The sequence below is a fragment of the Streptomyces sp. CRCS-T-1 genome, assembly GCF_024442335.1.
GTDB lineage: Bacteria > Actinomycetota > Actinomycetes > Streptomycetales > Streptomycetaceae > Streptomyces > Streptomyces koelreuteriae.
Genome location: NZ_CP101651.1, coordinates 3,640,159 through 3,663,053, shown reverse-complemented (window position 1 = coordinate 3,663,053; position 22,895 = coordinate 3,640,159). Strand labels below are relative to the sequence as shown.

General features: G+C 70.9%; 24 protein-coding genes. 15 read left to right on the top strand and 9 right to left on the bottom strand.

Annotated features, from left to right (window positions below; all coding sequences use genetic code 11):
• The first annotated feature begins 137 nt into the window (after positions 1–137).
• Entirely contained in the window at positions 138–3,290 is a 3,153-nt protein-coding gene (locus tag NNW99_RS16380) for a BTAD domain-containing putative transcriptional regulator (RefSeq protein ID WP_215119888.1), read from the top strand.
• Between the two features lie 21 nt (positions 3,291–3,311).
• On the opposite strand, the gene NNW99_RS16375 is transcribed toward NNW99_RS16380, so the two are convergent.
• Positions 3,312–4,994 (bottom strand): bifunctional 3'-5' exonuclease/DNA polymerase, encoded by a 1,683-nt coding sequence (locus tag NNW99_RS16375; RefSeq protein ID WP_215119887.1) that lies wholly within the window; start codon positions 4,992–4,994, stop codon positions 3,312–3,314.
• A 125-nt stretch (positions 4,995–5,119) separates the two neighbouring features.
• Complete coding sequence (locus NNW99_RS16370; RefSeq protein WP_215119886.1) at positions 5,120–5,863, bottom strand: Clp protease N-terminal domain-containing protein; 744 nt, start codon at positions 5,861–5,863, stop codon at positions 5,120–5,122.
• 74 nt (positions 5,864–5,937) lie between these two features.
• Here NNW99_RS16370 and NNW99_RS16365 point away from each other — a divergent pair, with 74 nt between their 5' ends.
• Positions 5,938–7,065 carry a DUF2786 domain-containing protein gene (locus tag NNW99_RS16365; RefSeq protein ID WP_215119885.1) on the top strand — a complete coding sequence of 376 codons (1,128 nt, stop codon included), beginning with the start codon at positions 5,938–5,940 and terminating at the stop codon, positions 7,063–7,065.
• Between the two features lie 7 nt (positions 7,066–7,072).
• On the opposite strand, the gene NNW99_RS16360 is transcribed toward NNW99_RS16365, so the two are convergent.
• From NNW99_RS16360 to rpmB, 4 genes are all read right to left on the bottom strand, one after another.
• The gene (locus NNW99_RS16360) at positions 7,073–7,615 is read right to left on the bottom strand and encodes a DUF4232 domain-containing protein (protein WP_215119884.1); all 543 of its coding nucleotides are present in this window, start codon (positions 7,613–7,615) and stop codon (positions 7,073–7,075) included.
• A 105-nt stretch (positions 7,616–7,720) separates the two neighbouring features.
• Positions 7,721–8,248 carry a hypothetical protein gene (locus tag NNW99_RS16355; protein WP_215119883.1) on the bottom strand — a complete coding sequence of 176 codons (528 nt, stop codon included), beginning with the start codon at positions 8,246–8,248 and terminating at the stop codon, positions 7,721–7,723.
• Positions 8,249–8,720: 472 nt separating this feature from the next.
• The gene (rpsN, locus tag NNW99_RS16350) at positions 8,721–9,026 is read right to left on the bottom strand and encodes a 30S ribosomal protein S14 (RefSeq protein WP_215119882.1); all 306 of its coding nucleotides are present in this window, start codon (positions 9,024–9,026) and stop codon (positions 8,721–8,723) included.
• A complete protein-coding gene (rpmB, locus tag NNW99_RS16345) occupies positions 9,026–9,262 on the bottom strand; it encodes a 50S ribosomal protein L28 (RefSeq protein ID WP_215119881.1) in 237 nt (78 codons plus the stop codon). Before rpmB ends, rpsN begins: the two co-directional genes overlap by 1 nt.
• Positions 9,263–9,326: 64 nt before the next feature.
• Between rpmB and rpmG the strand changes: the two genes are divergently transcribed.
• From rpmG to NNW99_RS16320, 5 genes are all read left to right on the top strand, one after another.
• Positions 9,327–9,491 (top strand): 50S ribosomal protein L33, encoded by a 165-nt coding sequence (gene rpmG, locus NNW99_RS16340; RefSeq protein WP_184594658.1) that lies wholly within the window; start codon positions 9,327–9,329, stop codon positions 9,489–9,491.
• Between the two features lie 2 nt (positions 9,492–9,493).
• Positions 9,494–9,751 carry a type B 50S ribosomal protein L31 gene (locus tag NNW99_RS16335; RefSeq protein WP_215119880.1) on the top strand — a complete coding sequence of 86 codons (258 nt, stop codon included), beginning with the start codon at positions 9,494–9,496 and terminating at the stop codon, positions 9,749–9,751.
• 31 nt (positions 9,752–9,782) lie between these two features.
• Positions 9,783–10,970, top strand: a complete 1,188-nt coding sequence (locus NNW99_RS16330; protein ID WP_215124308.1) for a GTP-binding protein — start codon at positions 9,783–9,785, stop codon at positions 10,968–10,970.
• Between the two features lie 6 nt (positions 10,971–10,976).
• A complete protein-coding gene (rpsR, locus tag NNW99_RS16325; RefSeq protein ID WP_215119879.1) occupies positions 10,977–11,213 on the top strand; it encodes a 30S ribosomal protein S18 in 237 nt (78 codons plus the stop codon).
• A 596-nt stretch (positions 11,214–11,809) separates the two neighbouring features.
• A complete protein-coding gene (locus tag NNW99_RS16320; protein ID WP_221299255.1) occupies positions 11,810–12,028 on the top strand; it encodes a DUF397 domain-containing protein in 219 nt (72 codons plus the stop codon).
• Positions 12,029–12,121: 93 nt separating this feature from the next.
• On the opposite strand, the gene NNW99_RS16315 is transcribed toward NNW99_RS16320, so the two are convergent.
• Positions 12,122–12,625 carry an ATP-binding protein gene (locus NNW99_RS16315; RefSeq protein ID WP_215119878.1) on the bottom strand — a complete coding sequence of 168 codons (504 nt, stop codon included), beginning with the start codon at positions 12,623–12,625 and terminating at the stop codon, positions 12,122–12,124.
• Positions 12,626–12,968: 343 nt separating this feature from the next.
• On the opposite strand from NNW99_RS16315, the gene NNW99_RS16310 reads away from it, so the two are divergent.
• From NNW99_RS16310 to NNW99_RS16290, 5 genes are all read left to right on the top strand, one after another.
• Positions 12,969–13,793 (top strand): helix-turn-helix transcriptional regulator, encoded by an 825-nt coding sequence (locus NNW99_RS16310; protein WP_215124307.1) that lies wholly within the window; start codon positions 12,969–12,971, stop codon positions 13,791–13,793.
• 132 nt (positions 13,794–13,925) lie between these two features.
• On the top strand, positions 13,926–15,389 hold the full coding sequence (locus NNW99_RS16305) for an aldehyde dehydrogenase family protein (RefSeq protein ID WP_215119877.1): 1,464 nt from the start codon (positions 13,926–13,928) through the stop codon (positions 15,387–15,389).
• A gap of 255 nt (positions 15,390–15,644) precedes the next feature.
• Positions 15,645–16,094 (top strand): nitroreductase family deazaflavin-dependent oxidoreductase, encoded by a 450-nt coding sequence (locus NNW99_RS16300; RefSeq protein WP_215119876.1) that lies wholly within the window; start codon positions 15,645–15,647, stop codon positions 16,092–16,094.
• Positions 16,095–16,278: 184 nt separating this feature from the next.
• Positions 16,279–17,895, top strand: coding sequence for an FAD-binding oxidoreductase (locus NNW99_RS16295; RefSeq protein ID WP_215119875.1), 1,617 nt, complete (start codon positions 16,279–16,281; stop codon positions 17,893–17,895).
• Positions 17,896–17,921: 26 nt separating this feature from the next.
• Complete coding sequence (locus NNW99_RS16290) at positions 17,922–18,776, top strand: aldo/keto reductase (RefSeq protein ID WP_215119874.1); 855 nt, start codon at positions 17,922–17,924, stop codon at positions 18,774–18,776.
• Positions 18,777–18,850: 74 nt separating this feature from the next.
• Here NNW99_RS16290 and rfbA read toward each other — a convergent pair whose 3' ends face one another.
• Entirely contained in the window at positions 18,851–19,726 is an 876-nt protein-coding gene (gene rfbA / locus NNW99_RS16285; RefSeq protein ID WP_215119873.1) for a glucose-1-phosphate thymidylyltransferase RfbA, read from the bottom strand.
• Between the two features lie 180 nt (positions 19,727–19,906).
• Between rfbA and NNW99_RS16280 the strand changes: the two genes are divergently transcribed.
• A complete protein-coding gene (locus NNW99_RS16280; protein ID WP_321170415.1) occupies positions 19,907–20,236 on the top strand; it encodes an acyl carrier protein in 330 nt (109 codons plus the stop codon).
• Between the two features lie 270 nt (positions 20,237–20,506).
• Positions 20,507–21,277 (top strand): AfsR/SARP family transcriptional regulator, encoded by a 771-nt coding sequence (locus NNW99_RS16275; RefSeq protein WP_184594679.1) that lies wholly within the window; start codon positions 20,507–20,509, stop codon positions 21,275–21,277.
• A gap of 89 nt (positions 21,278–21,366) precedes the next feature.
• On the opposite strand, the gene NNW99_RS16270 is transcribed toward NNW99_RS16275, so the two are convergent.
• Positions 21,367–22,224, bottom strand: a complete 858-nt coding sequence (locus NNW99_RS16270) for a class I SAM-dependent methyltransferase (RefSeq protein WP_215119872.1) — start codon at positions 22,222–22,224, stop codon at positions 21,367–21,369.
• A gap of 188 nt (positions 22,225–22,412) precedes the next feature.
• Between NNW99_RS16270 and NNW99_RS16265 the strand changes: the two genes are divergently transcribed.
• The gene (locus tag NNW99_RS16265; protein ID WP_193483074.1) at positions 22,413–22,850 is read left to right on the top strand and encodes an ester cyclase; all 438 of its coding nucleotides are present in this window, start codon (positions 22,413–22,415) and stop codon (positions 22,848–22,850) included.
• Positions 22,851–22,895: the final 45 nt, after the last annotated feature.

Below are 22,895 nucleotides of genomic sequence, written 5' to 3'. Positions count from 1 at the left end.
CCGAGACGCGCACGCCGCCCGGCCAGATCCGACGTAGTGATCACATCAGGTCGTGCCAACGGATCGCTAACATATGGCCAACAGTTGGCCATGGGGCGGACATTCGTCGAGGGCGGTGACACGGGAGGCGGGGAGTGATGGCGGCATCTCCCTGCTCGGGACATGGCGAGAGCGCAGCGGGATCCGGGGAGCGGTGTGCGCTGCGGTTCGGGTTGCTCGGGCCGCCGGGGCTCTACGACGCCCATGGAGGCGGGCGGAGCGAGGCGCGGGGGATCGCGAGCCCCAAGGTGCGGGTGTTGCTCGCCGCGTTGCTGCTCGACGCCGGGCGGGTCGTCTCCGCCGCGTCGCTCAAGGACGCGCTGTGGGGCGGGGCTCCGCCCGCTTCCGCCCAGGCCTCGCTGCACAATCACGTAGCCCGGCTGCGGCGGATGCTCGACGATCCCGAGCGGCTGCGCACCGTGCCGTCCGGGTATGTGCTGCGCGTCGACGACGGCGAGCTGGACGTTCACGTGTTCGAGGCCCGAGTCGCCGAGGCGCGTGCCGCGCACGCCGGCCGGGACTGGGAGCGGGTCGTCCGCGCGTGCGCCGCCGCGCTCGCGCTGTGGCGGGGCGCACCGCTCGCCGGGCTGCCGTCCGACGTGGGCGGCTACGCCTTCGTACGGCGGCTGCGCGAGGCGCGGCTGCTGCTCCTGGAGTGGCGCTACGACGCCGAGTTGGCCCTGGGCGGTCCGCGGCTCGATGGGCTGGTGCCGGAGTTGGCGGCGTTGGCCGCCGAGTATCCGCTGCGGGAGGCGTACCACCGGCAGCTCATGCTCGCCCTGCACCGCACCGGCCGCCAGGCCGAGGCCCTGGCCGTCCATCACGAGTTGCGCACCCGCCTCGTCGAACGGCTCGGCATCGAGCCGGGGCCGGGGGTGCGCGAGGCGCATGTGGAGGTGTTGCGGGGGGCCGTGGGGAGCGGTGGTGCGCAGGGGCCGGGGAGCGGTGGTCCGGAGGGGCTGGGGAGTGCCGCCGGTGCGGCGGACATCGGTGGTGGAGGTTCGCCGTCGTCCCCGCCCGTCGTGCGGCGTTCCGTCGCCTCCGTGACGCCCTCGCCTGCTCAACTGCCGCCGCCGCCAGCCCATTTCACGGGGCGCAGCGGCGTGCGCGATTCCCTGCGCCGTGCCCTCACGACGCCCGGGCCGCACCCCACCGCCGTCCTCAGCGGCATGGCCGGTGTCGGCAAGAGCGCCCTCGCGCTGCATGTCGCGCACGAGGTGGCGGCGCGATTCCCCGACGGGCAGCTCTGTCTCAACCTGCACGGTGCCACCCCCGGCATGACCCCGCTCACCCCCGGCCAGGCGCTCACCGCCCTGCTGCGTGATCTGGGCGTCGAGCCCTGCCGTGTCCCCGAACACCCTGACGCGGCCTCGGCGTTGCTGCGGTCCCTGCTCGCGCCGACCCGCACGCTCCTGGTGCTGGACGACGCCGCGAGCGCCGCGCAGGTACGGCCGTTGCTGCCGGGGGGTGCGCGGTGCGGGGTGATCGTGACGAGCCGCTCGCCGCTGACCGCCCTCGACGGCGTGACCCGTTTCCCGCTCGCCCCGCTCACGGACGAGGAGAGCGCCGAACTGCTGCGCAGGGCCTCGGGCCGGGCCGAGCCGTACCCTCCGCAGGGCTCTGAGCCGGGCATTCTCGACGCCCGTCACCCCCTCGTCGCCCTCACCGGCAGGCTCCCGCTGGCCCTGCGCGTCGTCGCCGCTCGGCTCGCCGCCCGGCAGGCCCTCACCCCGGACGTCCTCGCCGGTCAACTGGCCGCCGCGGACGAGCGGTTGCACCACCTGGAGTACGACGACCTGAGCGTCCGCCGGTCCCTGGCCGTCGCGCACGACGCGCTCGCCGCCTCCGAACGCGAGGCCGACCGGGACGCGGCCCTCGCCCTGTGTCGCGTCGGCGGGCTCGATCTGCCCACGTACGGCGTCCCGTTGCTCGCCCGTCTCATCGGTACGGGTGAACGGCGTGCCGAGGCCGCCCTCGACCGGCTCGTGGACGTCGCCCTGCTGGAGGAGACGGCGTACGGCCGGTACGAGCCGCACGACCTGGTGCGGGACTTCGCGCGTGAGCGGGCCGGTGCGATGGGTGGTGAGGTGGCTGGTGTCGGGATCCGTGGTGACGTCGTCGAGACGGCCCTGCGGTGGTACGCCGACGTCGCCGAGCGCGTTCTCGTCGCGATCGTCGAGCCCGGGCCCGACCAGGACGACCGTCGTCGGCCCAGCGCGGGTCAGCCGGACGGGTACGGGGACGGCCCTGTCGACACCGTCGGCCCCTTCGGCAGTCCCGAGGAGGCCTTCGCCTGGGGAGACCGGGAGTTGGCGAACCTCGTCGCCCTGGTCGGGCGGCATGCGGACGACCCTTGCCGGCGGCGGGCGGGCCTGGTCAGCGCTGTCGTACGGCTGATCCTTCCCTACGCGCACCGCAGGGGGCGGGTCGCCGAGATGGAGGTGCTCGGGCGGGCCGGCCTCCGTGTGGCGCGGCGGCTCGGTGACCGGGCGGCGGAGGCGTGCGCGCTGGTCGACCTCGCCGGACTGCACTTCCTGACCGGCCGGCACAACGAGGCCCTCGACCTCAACGACCGCGCGCTCGACCTCTGGCGGCGGCTGGACCACCCCTCCTGGATCCGGCGCTGCCTCAACAACCGCGGCCTGCTGCTCGACGGGCTCGGCCGGCACGCCGAGGCGGGTGAGGCGCTGCTGCTGAGCCTGGAGTACGCGCGGCAGCTGGACGACCCGTACGGCGAGGCCGTCACCCACAGCCACCTCGGCAACCTCTACGAGCACACCGACGCGCGGGCGGCCATCGAGCAGCACCGGCGTTCGCTGGCCATCGGGGAGGACATCGGTGCCGTCATCCTGCGGCACTCCGCGCACTGCAACATCGGCTACGCCCATCTGCGGCTCGGCGAACCGGCCGCGGCCCTTCCGCACTTCGAGGAGAGCCTGCGCATCCTCGGCGGCCAGGGCGACTGGCACGGCGAGGCCCAGACCCGGCTCGGGCTGGTCCGGGCCCTCCGTCTGCTGGGCCGCACCGGGCGGGCCGCCCGTGAGTGCGCCGAGCTGCTGGCCCGGGCCGACGCCCGCGCCGACCGCTACACCGGCGGTCTCGCCCGCCATCAGCGCGGGCTGCTGCTGCGGGAGCGGGGGCGGCCGGAGGCGGCGTACGAGGAGTGGCGCTGGGCACTCGCGGCGCTGGACGGGACGGATGAGCGGACGGTGGTCACGGAACTCCGCGAACTGCTGGCCCCGGCCGACTGACCGACCGGCCGGTGCTGGGAGTCACTTGGCGTCCGCGTAGCACTCCACCACCGCCGTGGTGAACGGAAACCGCACCTGGGTCTCGCCGAAGGTCAGCCGGCCGGCCAGGGCCGCGGCCTCCTGGATCGCCGCCACGACCGCCTCCGTCTCCTCCTCGGGGCAGTGCACGATCACCTCGTCGTGCTGGAAGAAGACCAGTTCGGCGGCGAGGTCCGCGCAGGTCCGGCGCAGTGCGGCGAGCAGGAGCAGGGCCCAGTCGGCGGCGCTGCCCTGGACGACGAAGTTGCGGGCGAAGCGGCCGCGGGCGCGGGCGTCGGTGGAGGCGTAGCCGGGGACCCAGGGGGCGGCGGAGTCGTCGTCGGCGACGGGGATGCCGGCCTCCTCCGTCGCGTCGTCCGTTCCGCGGGCCGCCGGCGGGCAGGTCCGGCCGAGCCAGGTGCGGACGAGCCGGCCCTCCTCGCCGGCGCGGGCGGCGTCGTCGACGTACGCCACCGCCCTGGGGAAGCGGCGTCTGAGCGCGGCGAGGTTCTTCAGGCCGTCGCCAGAGGTCTGGCCGTAGACCGCGCCGAGCACGGCGAGTTTGGCCTGGGCGCGGTCGCCGGAGAAGGCGCGGTCGGAGACGGACTGGTACAGGTCGCTCTCCCGGCCCGCCACCTCCATCAGGCCGGGGTCGCGGGAGATCGCGGCGAGGACGCGCGGTTCCATCTGGTCGGCGTCGGCGACGACGAGCCGCCAGCCGGGGTCGGCGACCACCGCCCGCCGGATCACCTTGGGGATCTGGAGCCCGCCCCCGCCGTTGGTCACCCAGCGCCCGGTCACCGTGCCGCCCGCGAGGAACTCGGGTCTGAACCGCCCCTCGCGCACCCAGTCCTGGAGCCAGGACCAGCCGTGGGCGACCCAGACGCGGTACAGCTTCTTGTACTCGATCAGGGGTTTCACGGCCGGGTGGTCGACGGTCTCGATCTCCCAGCGGCGGGTCGAGGAGACCTTGATGCCGGCCTGCGCGAAGGCCTTGACGACGTCGGCCGGCAGGTCGGGGCGGACCCTGCGGCCGAACGCCGTGGACACCTCGTCGGCCAGTTCGGCCAGCCGGCGGGGCTCGCCGCCGCCCGCGTACCGGTCGCCCAGCAGGTCGTGCAGGACGGCCCGGTGCACCTCGGCGCTCCAGGGCAGCCCGGCGCGGTTCATCTCGGCGGCCACCAGCATGCCCGCCGACTCGGCGGCCGTGAGCAGTCGCATGCGGTCGGGATGCTCGGCGCTCTCGTGCCGCCGCTGCTGCTCGGCGTAGACCGCGAGGAGGTCCGGCAGGGGGAGCGGGACGCCCTGCGGCTCGAACAGGGAGGACTGCGAGCCCGGTTCGGCGGAGCGCTGGGGCGGATCGGGCGGTACGGGGCCGCCGCGCAGCCGGGCCAGGGCGGCCGCGGCCGAACGGGGTTCCCCGTACCGCCCCTCGTGACCGAGGAGGAGTGTCTCGGCGGCCTCGACGTCGTAACACCGCTCGACTCGCACCCCCGTGGCGAGCAGGCGCGGGTAGACCTCGGCGGTGGACCGCCACACCCACCGCGTGACGCCGGGACGGCTCCGCACGGCCTCGGCGGGATCCGTCTCCCGCCGCACCGGTCCGATGGGCAGCCCGTCCGGACCGAGGGGGGCGACGTCCACGCCACCGTCCTCGGCCGGAGCGAGCGCCCACCGGTCGGTCATGCCGTGAGTCTGGCAGGGGGGTCTGACAACGCCCCCCGGACCGCCCCTCGAACGCCTCCCGATCGCCCGCCGACCGCCTTCCGATCGCCGCCCCGTCCGGCCTCGTCGGGCCTGGTCGGGCCCCGTCACGACTCGTCCGGTGTCTCCTTCTGCGCCAGCATGATCTTCTCCAGCACCGTCACGACGTACTGCTCGGTCGGCTCCTTGCCGATGCCGAGGCCGCTGAGGACGCCCTCGCCGTTCTCGTGCTCCAGCAGGGCCAGCAGGATGTGCTCGGTGCCGATGTAGTTGTGGCCGAGGCGCAGGGCCTCGCGGAAGGTGAGCTCCAGGACCTTCTTGGCGGCCTGGCCGTACGGCACGAGCTCCGGGGCCTCCTCGACGGCGGGCGGGAGGGCCGCCGTGGCCGCCTCGCGCAGAGCGTCGAGGGTCACGCCCTGGACGGTGATCGCCTTCGCGGCGAGACCCTCCGGCTCGGCCAGCAGGCCGAGGACGAGGTGCTCGGGCAGGCCCTCGGCGTTGCGCGCGGACCTGGCCTCGTTGTGCGCGGCCATCACCGTGTTGCGGGCGCGGGGCGTGTAGCGGTTGAAGCCCTGGCTCGGGTCGAGGTCGGCCGACTCCTTCGGCACGAAGCGCTTCTGCGCGGCCTGCCGGGTGACCCCCATGCTCTTGCCGATGTCCGTCCAGGAGGCGCCCGAGCGCCGGGCCTGGTCCACGAAGTGGCCGATCAGATGGTCGGCCACCTCACCGAGGTGATCGGCGGCGATCACCGCGTCCTGGAGCTGTTCGAGGGGTTCCTGATGAACCTTCTTGATCGCCGCGATCAGATCGTCGAGGCGCACGGATGACGTGATGTCGGGGTTCTTCGTCATGCTGTCAACCGTAGGTTGCGCTCCTAGAGGTGTCAACCGTGGGTTGACAGTCGAATGCGTGGCACCATCGGGCCGTGAGCAGTACGTCCTCCACCGTCGACCGCGCGTTCGAAGCCGCCCTGTACGCGACCGGCGAGACGGCCCTCGACACCGGCGCGTCCCTGCTCGCCTCCGACCCGGCGGCCGATGCCGAACTCGCCCGGCGCGGCGAGGAGTTCGTCGCGGCGTCCTGGCGGCGCGGCTGGCAGCCGGCCGATGTCGTACGGATCGTCCGGAGCGAGCTGGAGGACGTCCATGTGCTGCTCGTGGCCGGGCTGATCCGGGCGCAGGCACCCGGCGACCGGGCCCGCGGCCGCCGCTGGAGCGCACAGCTCGCGGAACTCCCCGCCGATGCCCCGCCCCGCACCGACCGCTTCTCGCAGGCCACCGCCGTGCTGGAGCTGTACCGCCTGCTGCTGCGGCTGCCCGCCCTCGAATCCCTCGACGACAGGGCGGGGGACGCGGCCGGTGGGGCGAACGGCGGGGCCAGGACCGAGTCCCGGATGCTCACCCGTATCCGCGCCCTGCTCGCCAAGGCGGAGGCCACCGGGTTCCCGGAGGAGGCGGAGGCGCTCAGCGCCAAGGCGCAGGAGCTGATGGCCCGGCACAGCGTCGACGAGGCGCTGCTCGCCGCGCGGGCGCCCTCGCCCGACACCCCCGACGCCTGCCGGATCGGTGTGGAACCGCCGTACGAGCAGGCCAAGGCGGTGCTGCTGGACGCCGTCGCCTCCGCCAACCACTGCCGGGCGGTGTGGAACGAACCCTTCGGCTTCTCCACCGTCGTCGGCTTCGAGACCGACCTGGAGGCGGTCGAACTCCTCTACACCTCGCTCCTCGTGCAGGCCACGACCGCGATGACGAAGGCGGAGGCCGCCCAGCGCGCGGGGGGCCGCAAGCGCACCAAGACGTTCCGGCAGTCCTTCCTCGCGGCCTACGCCCACCGCATCGGCACCCGGCTGGGGGAAGTGGCCCAGGCCCAGGTGAGCGACGACCTGCTGCCGGTGCTGGCCTCCCGCGATGTCGCGGTCACCGGACGGCTGGACCGTATGTTCCCGGAGACCACCACGACCCGCCTGCGCGGTGTGCGCGACGCGGCGGGCTGGACGGAGGGCGCGCAGGCGGCCGACCGGGCCCAGGTCGGGCACCGGCCGCCGCTGCGCTGAGCCGCCGTCAGTCGCCCGAGGACTCGAAGCCGCTCACCGAGGCCTGGGCCGCGCCGCTCTCCCCGTCCCTGCGTGCGACTTCTCCGTACGACCACGTCAGGGTGTGCGCGTCCTCGGTGGCGCCGGGCAGGGTGAAGGACGCCTTCCGCACGGGGAGACTCTTGGGTGAGCCCGCCTCGCCGCGGACGTAGGTGATGGTGAAGGACGTGGTGCCGCCCTTGCCGAGCGTGAGCGGCTGGGCCTTCACGCCCTCGTCCGGGGAAACGGACGTCGTGCTGTCGTCGGCCATCAGGTCCACGCCGGGGAAGCCCTTCAGCGTGCACTGCGCGCCCTTGTTCGTGAGCGTCACGGTGACGGTGCCGGTGTCCCCGGCGGCCGGGGCGGCGCCGGCCCCGATCTGCACGCCCATGTCGCCGAGCGCGCAGGCCGAAGCGGCCGGCCGGTCCGCGTTCTTGACGTCGTCGGCGCCGGCCCCGTCGTCGTCGCAGGCGGTCAGCAGGAGCGTCCCGGCGAGGGCGGCGGCCAGGGCGAGGGGAGGAAGGGTGCGCATGGGGACCTCTGGTGCGTGATGGCGGTGAGCGGTTCCGATGGATGGATCATCTCGGACGGACGGACCCTCACGCACCCGGGCAGGCCGCCCTGCGGAGTCGCACTCCTACCCGAGTCCGCCCGTGGGCAGTCCGGTCGGCAGCTTCGTGCCCTTCTCGGCCTTGGTGTAGGTCTCCTCGCCGACGCCGCCCTCCCAGGTGACCTTCAGGCTGCTCTTGTCGAGGGAGTCGACCATGCCGGTCGTCCGGTCCTTGCTGCCGTCCCCGCACTTCAGGCGGATCATCCGCATGCCGGACTCCTCGCCCGCGGTGCCGGTGCACACGGTCCCGCCGGTCGCGAAGATCGCGGCCTGCTTGCCGGTGATGACCAGGGCCACGGCCTTGCCGTCGGTCGTCGCGAGCCAGCTGCCGGCCAGCGTGTCGGAGCCGGAGTCGGTGCCCGAACCGGAGCCGGAGTCGCCCGCGCCGTCGGACGCCGAGGCGGACGGAGCCGGGCTGGACGCGGAGTCGTCCCCCGAGCCGCTGTCACTGCTGCACGCGGAGAGCGCGAGCGCACCGGCCAGCCCCGCGGCCGCCGCCGCGACCCGCAGCCGTCGACGCGCTCCCGTGCGACGAGAGAAGATCACCGAAGTCACTGCAGCCCCCAAGCTGTAGCCGGGCGGCCCGGACGCAACCCGGCCGACCCCTGTGCCGGAACGACCGAAGCAAGCTACCAGGGCCCGTCAAGAGGCCCGGGGGACGACCCCACTCGGCTCCTACCGGCCGGCCTCCCGGGGGTGCCGCCCGCCGTCCGGCTCGTACCAGGAGGGCTACCCCGGTAGGGGGCGCCTCGCTGGCGTTCGGCCGACCGGTCCCTCCCGGCCGAGAGGGGTGCGCCGAGTGTCCGGGCGCCGGCGGAGAGGCGGCCCGGGGGCGGCCGGGGTGCTCGCAGTGGGGTGGCCTACTGGCGTGGAGCGGCCCTGGTGTCTGGCTCCCCCCCCAGGACGACCACCCCAGCGGAAGCCCTCGGCCGTTCGGCCTCACCGGAACAGCCGACCCAGCGGAAGCTCCCGCCCCGCCTCACCGGCACAACCGCCCCGCAAGCCCCCGCCCTCACCTCACCTCACCTCACCAGGAAGACTTCCGCACCCCCGGCAGATACCCCGCGTGCGCCTGCCCCCGCAGACTCACCCGGGACAGGCCGAACGTCCGGAAGTAGCCGCGCGGGCGCCCGTCCACCTGGTCGCGGTTGCGTACGCGGGTGGCGCTCGCGTCGCGTGGTTGCCGGCGCAACTCCGCCTGGGCGGCGAGGCGTTCCGTCTCCGTCGACGACGGGCGGCGGACGATCTCCTTCAGTTCGGCGCGACGGGCGGCGTAGCGCGCGACGATCTCCTGGCGCTTGTCGTTCTTCGCGATCTTGCTCTTCTTCGCCATCAGACCCTCACTCCCCGGGCGCGGATCCGGGCGACGGCCGCCTCGATGCCGATCGTGTCGACGGTCTTGACCGCCCTGGCGCTCAGCCGGAGGCGTACGTACCGGCCCTCGCTCGGCAGCCAGTAGCGCTTGGACTGGATGTTGGGGTCGAACCGGCGGGACGTGCGCCGGTGGGAGTGCGAGATGCGGTTGCCGAAGCCTGGCTGCGAGCCGGTCAGCATGCAGTGCGCGGACATGGTGGTGACGTACCTCTCTGACTCACGTGATGTAAATGGAATTCATTTTCAGTAGTGTAGCGGCATGGCACGCAACGAACTCCGGCCGGTCATCAAGCTCCGGTCCACCGCCGGAACCGGCTACACCTACGTGACCCGCAAGAACCGCCGCAACGACCCGGACCGCATGACCCTGCGCAAGTTCGATCCGGTCGCCGGCCGCCACGTCGACTTCCGAGAGGAGCGCTGACCATGCGCGAGGGAATCCACCCGGAGTACGGCCCCGTCGTCTTCCGCGACCGCGCCGCGAACTACGCGTTCCTCACCCGCTCGACCCTCTCGGCCCGGGCGGGCGAGAAGACGATCGAGTGGGAGGACGGCGCCACCTACCCGGTCGTCGACGTCGAGATCTCCGACGCCAGCCACCCCTTCTACACCGGCACCGCCCGTGTCCTGGACACGGCGGGGCGCGTGGAGCGCTTCGAGCGCCGGTACGGAAAGAAGGGCTGACCCGGTGACCGACCCCACCGACCCCACCGGCATGTCCGTCGTCCTCGTCGGCGGGCTGCACGCCGACGCCCGCAGGGCCGCCGTCGCACGGCTGCTCGCCGACGTGCCCGGCAGCGTCGCCCTCCACCACGACCTCGCCACGGCCGCCGCCGGCACGGTCGTACGGACCGTGCGGGACGCCACCGGCCTCCTCGACGCGGGGGAGGCGCCGCTCGTCAACGACTGCGCCTGCTGCGCCCTGCGCGAGGACCTGGTCCCGGAGCTGGAGCGGCTCGCCGACGCCGGGCGGACGCCGCTGGCCGTCGTCGAGCTGTGGGACTCCGTCGAGCCCAAGGCGATGGCCGAGGTCGTCACGGCCGGCGGGCTCACCGTCACCGGTGTGTTCACCGCCGTCGACCCGGCCCTGGTCCTGCCGTACCTCGGCAACGGCGACGACCTGGCCGACGGCGGTCTCGCCGCCGCCGCGACCGACCAGCGCACGGTCGCCGACACCTTCGCGCGCCAGCTGGAGTACGCCCCCGTCCTCGCGGTCGCCGACTCCCCGGAGGCCGACGACGAGGACCGCGAGCTGCTCGCGCAACTGCACCCGACGGCCCGACAGGTTCCGATCGGGCAGGGGGAGTCGGGGGGAGGGCCGGCCGACGACGGACTGACGGTGCCCGCCCCGCGCCGGCGCCCGCGGTCGCCGCTGGCCGAGGCGGCCCTGGCCGGCTTCGACGTGGAGGCCGCGGCCGCCGCCCAGCACCCCGCCTGCGCCCTGCTGCCCGCCGAGGCCGACGCGCACGGCGTCTCCACCCTGGTCTGGCACCGGTGCCGCCCCTTCCACCCCGAGCGGCTCTACGCCGCACTGGAGGACCTGACCTGCGCGGCGGCCCGCAGCCGGGGCCGGTTCTGGCTCGCCGACAAGACCGACACGCTGTTCCACTGGGACGCCGCGGGCGGGGCCCTGTGCGTGGAGAGCGCGGGTCCCTGGCTCGCCTCGCTGCCGGACGCGGCCTGGGAGATGGTCCCGCCGGTGCGCCGCGCCGCCGCCGCGCTGGACTGGCACCCCGAGCACGGCGACCGGGGCCAGCACCTCGTCTTCACCTCGCCCGGCCTCGACCGGGACGGCCTGGAGCGGCTGCTGGAGTCCTGCCTGCTGACCGACGCCGAGTACGCCGCCGGGCGCGACGCCTGGCAGCGGCTGCCGCACGCCTTCGACACCCTCCTGGAGGTCTGATCCCCGATGCCCCGCACGTCCGACCGCAGGCTCCCCGCCAAGAACCGTCCCAATCCGCTGGACCAGGCCGGGATCACGTACATCGACTACAAGGACACCGACCTGCTGCGGAAGTTCGTCTCCGACCGCGGCAAGATCCGCAGCCGCCGGGTCACCCGGGTGTCGTCGCAGCAGCAGCGGCAGCTCGCCAAGGCGATCAAGAACGCGCGCGAGATGGCGCTGCTGCCGTACGCCTCCCGCTGAGATCCGGCCCGGGTGAGGTTCCCCACGCTTGACGTGTGGGGGACATCATGCCTGTGCTCCGGGCCTTCGACAGGCGCACGCCGGGCGGACCGTGAGGGCCTCATCGGCCGACCGCGTATCCGCCGATGAGGCGAGCGGGACACCGGCCCGCAGGACGACGTCCCGGTCCTGCGAGCGGCCCATTTCTCCCTGCTCCCGCAGGTCACGGTCGTCTTCCGCATCGAGCCCGGCCCGCTGCCGCCCGGTCCCCGGGCCGCCCGCCGCCAGCTCCCTCTTCTCGGCCGCGGCCCCCGCGGGACCCTCCGGCTCCGCCGCCGAGCGGATGCTCCGCCTCCACCGGACCTCCGCCGAACCCGCCGACTTCCCCGTCTGCCTCGGGGAACGCGCGAGAAGGCAGGGCCGTCAAACATGCGAGGGCTTCGGTAAAGCGGTCGTCAAAGCTGTAACCGCAGGACCACCCCGCGTGCACGTGCATCTGCTCATGCATCCGCACATGAACAGGGCTATGATCCGGGTCAGTTGACCACTGCATCAATGGCCACATAAGCCAGTGCACCACCGGGGAGCGACCTGTGGACCACGACGTGTACAACGGGATGGCGGCCGCCGGGCTGAACGGTGTGGCCTGGCAGAAGAGCCGGCACAGCAACTCGCAGGGCTCGTGCGTGGAGTTCGCCCGGCTCCCGGGCGGGGAGGTGGCCGTACGCAACTCGCGCTTCCCCGACGGACCCGCGCTGGTCTACACCCGTGCGGAGATCGAGGCGATGCTGCTGGGTGTGAAGGACGGCGAGTTCGACCACCTCGTGGGCGGCTGACGCGTCGGCGAACCCCCTATAAACCGGGGGTAATCGGAAATCCACCCGCTGTAACGCGCGTAGAACCGCGGCGCCAGGAAGCGCCGCGGTTTCTTATTCGCTGCCGGCTCGCGGCAGCCGGAACAGCGCCCAGACCACCTTGCCGCTGAGGGCGCCCGCGAGCGGGTGCCAGCCCCAGCTGTCGCTGAAGGAGTCGACGAGGAACAGCCCGCGGCCCGACTCGGCCGAGAAGTCGTCGGTCTCCCGGGCGACGGGACTGTCGTGACTGGGATCGCGTACCGCGCACACCAGACGCTCGGTCCAGCGCATCAGGTGCAGCCGCACCGGGGGCTCCCGGCCCGCGGCGCACGCGGTGTTGGCCGGCAGGCCGTGCCGCAGGGCGTTGGTGACGAGTTCTGAGACCACCAGGCAGACGTCGTCGAAGCGGTCGCCCATGTCCCACTGGTCGAGGGTTCCGCGGGTGAATCGCCGTGCGTCGCGCACCGCTTCGTAGCGGGCGGGCAGAGCGCAGGAGGCGGCGTCGGACACGGCCGCTGGATCAAGCGGCGGAAGGCCCTGCCGTAACGGCTCGAGCATGGTTGATCCATTCGTCCCCATGCGAGGCACTCCCGGGAATTCGCGGTCGGTGCGATGCGGCGGTGGTGCGGGACCATGGTTTCGGATGCGTTCAGCAGATGCAAGGGCAGATGCACGTGCAGGTGACCGGAATGAGCCGTCCCGTACCGCTTGTTGGTCAATTTTTCCGTCAACTTGGCGCCTTGCTCCGGTCGTTCCTTCACCTTCTTCTTGCATGCGCGCGCGTGCGTTCTCCGATGCGATTCCGTTTCCGTAACCGGACGAGTACTGCTCGGAGTGTTTTAGTGGCAGACTTCGGCCCCTGAAGACGTTGGGGAGGCTGGCGAACGTGAGCGCGGGAGAGCCGGGATCGGTGGTGCGGCGCATGCTGCTCGGATCACAACTCAGGCGTCTGCGTGAGGCGCGGGGCATCACGCGCGAGGCGGCGGGATATTCGATCCGCGCCTCCGAGTCGAAGATCAGCCGGATGGAGCTGGGCCGGGTGAGCTTCAAGACGAGGGACGTCGAGGACCTGCTCACGCTGTACGGCATCACGGACGAGCAGGAGCGCGCCTCCCTGCTGTCCCTGGCGAAGGAAGCCAATGTCGCGGGCTGGTGGCACAGTTACTCGGACGTGCTGCCCAGCTGGTTCCCGACCTACGTCGGCCTGGAGGGCGCCGCTTCCCTGATCCGGGCGTACGAGGTGCAGTTCGTGCACGGCCTGCTGCAGACCGAGGCGTACGCGCACGCGGTGGTCCGGCGGGGCATGCAGGGCGCGAGCGAGGCCGACGTCGAACGGCGGGTGGCGCTGCGTCTGGAGCGGCAGAAGTACCTCGTCGACGAGCGGGCTCCCGACTTCCACATCATCCTGGACGAGGCCGCCCTGCGCCGCCCCTACGGCGACCGCGAGGTGATGCGCGGCCAGCTCCAGCACCTCATCGACATCTCCGAGCGGCCCAATGTGCGGCTCCAGGTCATGCCGTTCAGCCTCGGCGGCCACTCCGGCGAAAGTGGCGCGTTCACGATCCTCAGCTTCCCGGAGTCCGACCTCTCGGACGTCGTCTATCTGGAGCAGCTCACCAGCGCGCTGTACCTCGACAAGGCGGAGGACGTCGCCCAGTACGAGAAGGCGCTCAAGGAACTCCAGAGCGACAGCCCGGGCCCTTCGGAGAGCCGGGATCTTCTCCGGGGGCTCCTCCAGCTTTCCTGAAGGGGCAGCTTTCCTGAAGGTTCCTCAACTCTCCTGAAGGACTCCTCCAACTCGCTTCAAACGCAAGTACGATGACGTGTGATCAGATCGTGAAGAAGCGATCAGAGGTCTGCTTAGGGATCGAGGGATCACATGTCGTCGTCCTACTTCACCGACCTTGCACAGCAGTACATCGACGGTGAGTGGCGCCCGGGTACCGGCTCCTGGGACATCATCGACTTCAATCCGTACGACGACGAGAAGCTCGCGTCGATCACCATAGCCACGGTTGACGAGGTCGATCAGGCGTACCGGGCCGCGGCCCGGGCCCAGAAGCAGTGGGCGGCGACCAATCCGTACGCCCGCCGCGGCGTCTTCGAGAAGGCCCTGCGCCTGATCGAGGAGCGCGAGGCGGAGATCTCCGAGGCCATCATCGCCGAGCTCGGCGGCACCCGGCTGAAGGCCGCCTTCGAGCTGCACCTCGCCAAGGAGTTCCTGCGCGAGGCGGTCCATCTGGCGCTGCGCCCCGAGGGCCGGATCATCCCCTCGCCGGTGGACGGCAAGGAGAACCGCGTCTACCGCGTGCCGGTCGGTGTCGTGGGCGTGATCAGCCCCTTCAACTTCCCCTTCCTGCTGTCGCTGAAGTCCGTCGCCCCGGCGCTCGCGCTCGGCAACGCCGTGGTGCTGAAGCCGCACCAGAACACCCCGATCGTCGGCGGTTCCCTGGTCGCGAAGATCTTCGAGGACGCGGGGCTGCCCGGCGGTCTGCTGAACGTCGTCATCACCGACATCGCGGAGATCGGCGACGCCTTCATCGAGCACCCGGTCCCCAAGGTCATCTCCTTCACCGGCTCCGACGCGGTCGGCCGGCACGTGGCGACCGTCTGCGCCCGGCTGTTCAAGCGCTCCGTGCTCGAACTGGGCGGCAACAGCGCGCTGGTGGTCCTCGACGACGCCGACATCGACTACGCGGTGGACGCGGCCGTCTTCAGCCGGTACGTCCATCAGGGCCAGGTCTGCATGGCCGCCAACCGTGTGCTGGTCGACCGGTCGGTCGCGGACGAGTTCACCGAGAAGTTCGTCGCCAAGGTGAAGACCCTCAAGGCGGGCGACCCGCGCGACCCCGAGACCGTCATCGGCCCGGTCATCAACTCCTCGCAGGCGGACGCCGTCTCCGGCGTGGTCGAGCAGGCCCTCGCCGAGGGCGCCACGGCCCTGGTGCGCGGCGGGCGCACCGACAACCTGGTCGAGCCGTCCGTGCTGACCGATGTGCCGGCCGACTCTGCCCTGCTGAAGCAGGAGGTCTTCGGCCCGGTCGCGTTCCTCGTCCCGTTCGACGGCGAGGAGGAGGCCGTACGCCTCGTCAACGACACCCCGTACGGCCTGAGCGGTGCCGTCCACACCGGGAACATCGAGCGGGGCGTCGCGTTCGCCCAGCAGATCGACACGGGCATGTTCCATGTGAACGACGGCACCGTCCACGACGAGCCGATCGTCCCCTTCGGTGGCGAGAAGCACTCGGGCATCGGCCGGCTCAACGGCGACACCATGCTGGACTCCTTCACCACGACCAAGTGGATCTCGGTGCAGCACGGACGCAGCGGGTTCCCCTTCTAGAGCCCGTCCGCACGGCGCCCGGCGGCCGGTCGAGGCCGACTCGAGACGTGGTCGAGAGCGACGGCCGGTGTCCGGAACTCGTTGCGTGAGGCCGCCCCGGCGCAGCATGCTCTTACCGCGTCCGTCAGGGCAGCCGGAAGCAGTTGCTCAGCACAACTCCCCCTCGAATCACGTGATTTGAGGGGGAGTGCTGGGTGATACTCAAATTGGAGTATCCGGTGGTACGTTGTGCCCACCGACGGACGGAGTGAGTGCATGCACGAACAGGACGAGGTGCTCGACAGCCCGACCGGCTGGGTCGCTACGCATGTGCGTCGATACGTGGCCAGCGAGGGTTCGAAGGGGCACATCTGGTACGGCAAGCCCACGCTGCTGCTGACCACGCGGGGACGCAGCTCGGGGGCGCTGCGGCGGACCGGACTGATCTACGGGGAGGATCAGGGCAACTACGTCGTGGTCGGGTCCAACGGCGGATCCGACCATCATCCTCACTGGTATCTCAACCTGCTGGCGGAGCCGCGGGTGCGAGTGCAGGTGGCCGCGGACACGTTCGAGGCGGTCGCCAGGGAGGCGGAAGAGGGGGAACGGGATCGCCTGTGGGAGGCGATGACCGTGATTTTTCCGCAGTACAAGAGCTACCGGAAGAAGACCGACCGGAAGATCCCCGTCATCGTGCTGGAGCCACAGGAGCCCGCACAGGACTGAGGGGTGTCCGACGCCTGAAGGTGAGGCGGCGGCTACGGCGATGCTCGGGGGAGTGCGCGTCGGTCGAGGACCCGGTTCGACCCGGGTCCCGCGCGCGGACGGCAGGGGGCCGTGCCGTGAGGGGGGACGCGTCATCGTGCCGTTCCACCCACTCGTTTCTCATCGAAGGGTTGGGTGTTGTGCCATGGGCGGATTCAGTCGTCGCGGATTTCTGAGAACGACCGGGGCCGGTGCCGCGGCGGTCGCCACCACGGGGGCCGCCGCGGCACCGGCCGAGGCCGCGCGGGCCAGGGCCAGGGCCAATGTGTGCGTGCCGGAGTCGCCGGTCACGACGGTCGCCGCCGCCGACCCGCGGTACGGCGAACTGGTCAGCAGGGGATTCAACGCCCGCTTCGTCGGGGCGCCGGACCTGGTGCACGTGGTCCACACGCCGAAGCAGATCGACCAGGTCGTCACGGACGCCGTGGCGGCCGGGAAGCGGATCGCGGTCCGCAGCGGCGGGCACTGCTTCGAGAACTTCGCCGACCACCGCGACGTGCGCGTGCTCATCGACACCTCGCCCATGCGCGCGGTCTACTTCGACAAGGAGCACCGGGCGTTCGCCGTACAGCCCGCGGCGACCCTGGGCGAGGTCTACCGCACGCTGTTCTACGACTACGGTGTGACCCTGCCCGCCGGGGTCTGCCCGCAGGTCGGGGCCGGCGGGCATGTCGCCGGTGGCGGATACGGGCCGCTGACCCGTCGTGACGGCACGGTCGTCGACCATCTGTACGGCGTCGAGGTCGTGGTGGTGGACGCCAACGGCAAGGCCCGCACCCTCACCGCCACCCGTGAGCGGGACGATCCCCACCACGACCTGTGGTGGGCGCACACCGGGGGCGGCGGCGGCAACTTCGGCATCGTCACCCGCTATCTGTTCCGTACGCCCGGCGCCTCGGGCGACGACCCCGCGGGCCTGCTGCCCAAGCCGCCCACCCGGCTGCGCTCCACCTATGTGACCTGGTCGTGGGCCGATCTCGACCTGGCCAAGTTCACCCGGCTCGTCACCAACTTCAGCAAGTGGTACGAGCAGAACCACGCCGACGCCCGCTACGGCAGCCTCTACAGCACCCTGCACCTCAACACCCACGCGATCGGCTCCATCTCCCTGGACATCCGCTTCGACGGCGGGCGGGCGGACGCGGCCGAGCTGATCGAGCGGTACGTCGCCGCCGTCAACGCGGGGACCGGACTGGAGCCGGCCGTCGAGCACACCGACGACCTCTGGCTCCAGGCGACCCTCGGGGCACGGTTCGACACCGGCGGGTACGACCGGCACAAGTCGAAGAGCGCCTATCTCAGGCGGTCCTGGACGCCCGAGCGCATCAAGACCGTCCACAAGCATCTGACCGACCCGGCGTTCGAGGGGTGGGGCGCCGTGGACCTCTACTCGTACGGGGGGAAGGTCAACACCGTGGCGCCCGGGGCCACCGCGGTGCCGCAGCGGGACTCGATCCTCAAGGCGTGGTTCTCCGCGACCTGGATGGATCCGGGCCTCGACGACGTGCACCTGAACTGGATCCGCGAGCTGTACCGGGACGTGTTCCGCGACACCGGCGGAGTGCCCGTGCCGAACGACGACCACGACGGCTGCTACATCAACTATCCCGACACCGACCTGGCCGATCCGCGCTGGAACACCTCGGACGTGCCCTGGCACACCCTCTACTACAAGGACGGATACCGCCGCCTGCAGAAGGTCAAGGCGAAGTACGACCCCCGCGGCGTCTTCCAGCACCCGCTCTCCGTCCGGCTTCCCTGATCCCCGGCTGAAAGGAAACCGTCACCGTGCGACCCGGCCGAGCCGTCGGTACACACATCACCCTGGGAGGCGACCTCACCGTGGGCCGGCTCGGCTTCGGGGCGCTCCGGCTGACGGGACCCCACCACTGGGGCCCGCCGACCCGGCCGGACAAGGCCGCCGAGGTGGCACGGTGCGCGGTGGAACTCGGCGCGACGTTCATCGACACCGCCGACGTCTACGGGCTCGGCGCCAACGAGGAGTTGCTCGCGTCGGCGCTCCACCCCTACGCGCCGGGCCTGGTCGTCTCCACCAAGGCCGGTGAGGTCCGGCCCAGCCCCCACCAGTGGCGGGTGCTGGGCCGCCCCGACTACCTCCGCCAGCAAGCGGAGTTGAGCCTGCGCCGACTGCGGCTGGAGCGCATCGAGCTCTTCCAGCTGCACCGGGTCGATCCCCAGGTGCCGCTGGAGGACCAGGTCGGGGCGCTGAAACAGCTCCAGGACGAGGGGAAGATCCGCCACATCGGCCTCTCCGAGGTGACGGTGGAACAGATCGAGCAGGCCCGCGCCGTGGCCCGCATCGTGAGCGTCCAGAACAAGTACAACCTCTACGACCGGCGCTACGAGAAGGAACTCGACCACTGCGAACGCGAGGGCATCGCCTTCATCGCCTGGAAGCCGCTCGCCGGTACAGCCCGGCCGGCCCCCGACAGCGCCCTCGCCCGGGTGGCGAAGCAGACGGGTGCGACCACGACCCAAGTGGCCCTCGCCTGGCTGCTCCACCGCTCCCCGGCTCTGCTGCCCATCCCGGGCACGGCTTCCTTGTCCCATCTGCGGGCCAACATGGCGGCGGGGGAGATCGCCCTCGACGATGAGCAACTGGCCCTGCTCGATGGGGAGTGAGAGGCCGGGACGAGATCAGGCCGGGGGCAGCGCCCCCGGCCCTGACCGGATCCAGAGCTGTCGCCCCGGGTCGGTCACACGCTCAGTTCGTTCGCCACCGCCATGACGTACTCGCCGTATCCCGAGCGGGACAGTTTCGCCCCGAGGCGGTGGCAGGCGTCGGCGTCGATGAAGCCCATGCGCAGGGCGACTTCTTCGAGACAGGCGATGCGGACGCCCTGGCGGTCCTCCAGGGTCTGGACGTACTGGCCGGCCTGGAGGAGGGACTGCGGGGTGCCGGCGTCGAGCCAGGCGAAACCGCGGCCGAAGGTGACGAGTTTGGCTCGGCCCTGTTCGAGATAGGTCCGGTTGACGTCGGTGATTTCCAGTTCGCCGCGGGCCGACGGGCGTATTCCGCGGGCGATCTCCACGACGTCGTTGTCGTAGAGATAGAGCCCGGTGATGGCGAGATTCGAGCGGGGTTTTTCGGGCTTCTCCTCCAGGGAGACGAGCCGGCCTGATTCGTCGACCTCGCCCACGCCGTAGCGCTCGGGATCGGTGACCGGATATCCGAAGAGGACACAGCCGTCGAGGTCCCGGGAGTGCACGTCCAGGAGATCGTAGAAACCGTTTCCGTGGAAGATGTTGTCACCGAGGACGAGGGCGACCGAGTCGTCGCCGATGTGGTCGGCCCCGGTGAGGAACGCCTGCGCCAGTCCATTGGGAACGGGCTGTTCGGCGTAGGTCAGGGAGATCCCCAAGTGGCTGCCGTCGCCCAGCAGTTGGCGCAGCTGAGGGATGTCGCCGGGCAGGGCGATGATGAGGATGTCCCGGACGTCGGCCAGCATCAGCGCCGACAGAGGGTAGTAGATCAACGGCTTGTCGTTGACGGGAAGCAACTGCTTCGAAACAGCCAGGGTGATCGGGTGTAAACGGCTGCCATAGCCGCCTGCCAGCACAATTCCTTTCACTGGCTCCTCCTTAGTCTGGGCATTCTCCGCGACAGTAGGCCGGGAGTCTCCCGGCGGACAACAATCGCCCCGCCGATATCGACCGCGATACGAGGTGAGACCGCCATGGTCACCTTCTGTTCAAGTCCGCTCGATCGGTTCTCGAGTCTGTTCCTTCCAAACCTGCATAGGGTGCACTTCATGGCCGTTGTTGACCCTGACGGCCTGGCACCGAAGGAACGAGAGGTATCGACCGCAAGGGGAGGAAGAACCGTCGTGGCGGCACTGACGAGCGAGAAACTCTTTGCCATCCTGCGTGAGTGCGCGGGGGAAGAGGAGTCCGTAACCAGCGCGGAAAACGCAGTTGACATGGAATTCACAGACCTCGGGTACGATTCGCTGGCCCTTCTGGAGACCGCGGCCCGGGTCTCGCGCGAGTACGACGTGGAGATCCCCGAAGAGGATCTTTCCGAGGTGACGACCCCCGCCGGGTTTCTGGCCGTCGTGAATACGCTGCTGAAGGTGGCTTGATTCATTCGGCGGCGCCCGTCGCACCAGGGCCGTTCGTTGATTGCACAACCGGTTTGTTGCCCACGCAACGAAAATTCCGGCGCTGACAGCGCTTTCCTTTCTGGCGACATTCTGTTCTCCCTGTGGGGAACTTGTGAACCGCCTGAGGCGTTGGGGCTCGGTAGACCAGTAGCTTTCTGCGATCTATGGGGGAACGTCGTGAAGCTGGGTGTTTTAGGCCCACTTTCCGTGCAGGTCGAAGGTGATCTGCACACTCCGAGCGCACCAAAGATGAGAAGCGTTCTGGCCACATTGCTGGTGCACGCCGACCAGGTGGTCCCCGTGTCGTCACTGATACGCGAACTCTGGGACGAGGAGCCTCCGGTCAGCTGCCTGACCACGCTGCAGACCTACATCCTCAACCTGCGCAAGTTACTGGCGTCCGCGACGGGAATGACCGCCCGTCAGGTCGCCTCCGAGATCCTCGTGACCCGGTCCGGCGGTTACCTCTTCCGGACCACCCAGGGGGATCTGGACGTCCACCGGTTCCATCAGCTCGTCTCGGACGGGCGCCGGGCGCTGTCGTCGGGGGACGACAGCACCGCGCTGTCCACCCTCTCCAGCGCGCTGCAGCTCTGGCGCGGACCCGCACTGGTGGACGTCGTCGCCGGCCGGATCCTCGAAGGCCGGCGCCAGCAGTTCGAGGAGTCCAGGCTGGTCGTCCTGGAGTACCTCGTCGACACCCAGCTGCGGCTCGGCATGTACCGCGAGGTGCTCACCGAGCTCGCGGCCCTGACGGCCGACAACCCGTACCACGAGGGCCTGCACGCCCAGTACATGCGGGCCCTCTACCTCAACGGCCGGCGGGCGCAGGCCCTGGAGCTCTTCCAGCGCCTGCGGGTCAACCTGGTGAACCATCTCGGTCTCGAACCCGGTCCGATGGCCCAGGAGCTGCACCGTTCCATCCTCAACGCGGAGTCGATCGACGCGCAGGGCAACCTCCGCAGGCCCACCGGGGACATCGTGCGCATGTCGTCCTCCGGCGCGGTGCGCGTCTACTGACACCACGTGGAGCCCGGTCCGAGGGGTGGACCGGGCTCCACGTGCTCCGTGGCGGCCGCCCGAAGCCGCCTCGGTCCGCTCCCGTCCGCTCAGTCCGCGATCGACGCGCTGACGAAGCGGACCGGGGTGGGCAGATGGAGCGGGCCCTCGCCCCGCAGCCGGTCCAGCTCGGTGGTCAGACGGTGGCGCAACTGCCGGTTCTCGTACTCCGGGAGGTGCTGCCAGAGCAAGCGCATTCCCTGGGTGTGGGACCAGTCGACCCATGTCTCGCCGTCCGGCGCGCGCAGATCGATGTGCTCGTCGGCGATCTCCACGTCCTCGAAACCGGCGTCGATCATCGTCCGGGTCAGGTCGCCGGTGTCCTGAAGCCAGCTGTTGAACCGCCGCTTCAGCGCGTCCGGCCGCCAGTCGGCCGGCAGGTTGCGCAGCAGCCGCTCGGGGATCAGTTCCGTGAACACGGGCGGCAGGAAGGGGAACGTGTCCTCCGTGAAGACCGGGCTGGTGAAGGCGATCCGGCCACCCGGCCGCAGCAGGGCCGCGTACCGGGGGAGCGCGGCGGGAGCGTCGGGCAGGAAGATCAGGCTGTAGCTTCCGGTCACCACGTCGAAGGAGGCGGGCGGGAAGTCCGGGTGCTCGCCGTCCATGACCCGGACCTCCACCTGCCGGGCGCCGAGCGCGGCGGCCTGCCGGCGGGCCTCCTCGACCATGGCCGGAGCGATGTCGATGCCGAGCACATGGCCGGACGGGCCGACCCTCTCCGCCGCCACGAACAGGGACGCGCCCCGGCCGCATCCCACATCCAGAACACGCTGCCCGGGCCTCGGATCGGCCCTTTCCACCAGTCGCCGGCCCATCGGTGTGAAGAACTCGACGCCCAACTGGTCATAAGTCGCCGCGGCATTGTTGAAAGCCTCGGTGACCGTCGATTTGTACTTCGTCTTGTCCATGGGTCCTCCGGGTGACGAAAGCCGACCCGACCACCCTGGCCCGTCCCTCTGAAATGTGAGTCGGAAGGCGCTCGGTGGCCGCTCGAAACCGGCTTGTCGACGGGTCGAGGCGGTGCGGAAAAGGATTGTTGCGGAGAGATGGGGAAGTCAGGATGAACTCCATCGACGACCGACAAGGAGTGCCGACCGTGAGCGATCGCATCGACATTGTTCGCCGCATGGTGAACAGCTACAACACCGGAAAGACGGACGACGTCGCCGAGTTCATCCACGAGGAGTACCTCAATCCCGGCGCCCTGGAACACATGCCGGAACTGCGCGGCCCCGAGGCGTTCGCACTCGCGGTGAAGTGGCTCAAGCTGACTTTCTCCGAGGACGCGCATCTGGAGGAGATCGGCTACGAGGAGAAGGGCAGCTGGGTGCGGGCGAAACTCGCCCTGTACGGACGTCAGGTGGGCGAACTCGTGGGAATGCCCGCCACCGGGCGCAAGTTCTCCGGCGAACAGATCCACCTCATCCGGATCGTCGACGGAAAGATCCGCGACCACCGCGACTGGCCGGACTATCTCGGCACCTACCGCCAGCTCGGCGAGCCCTGGCCCACCGAGGAGGGCTGGCGCCCCTGAGAGGTCCTTCGGAAGGACCCCTGAGCAGCGCTTCCGCTCCGGAAC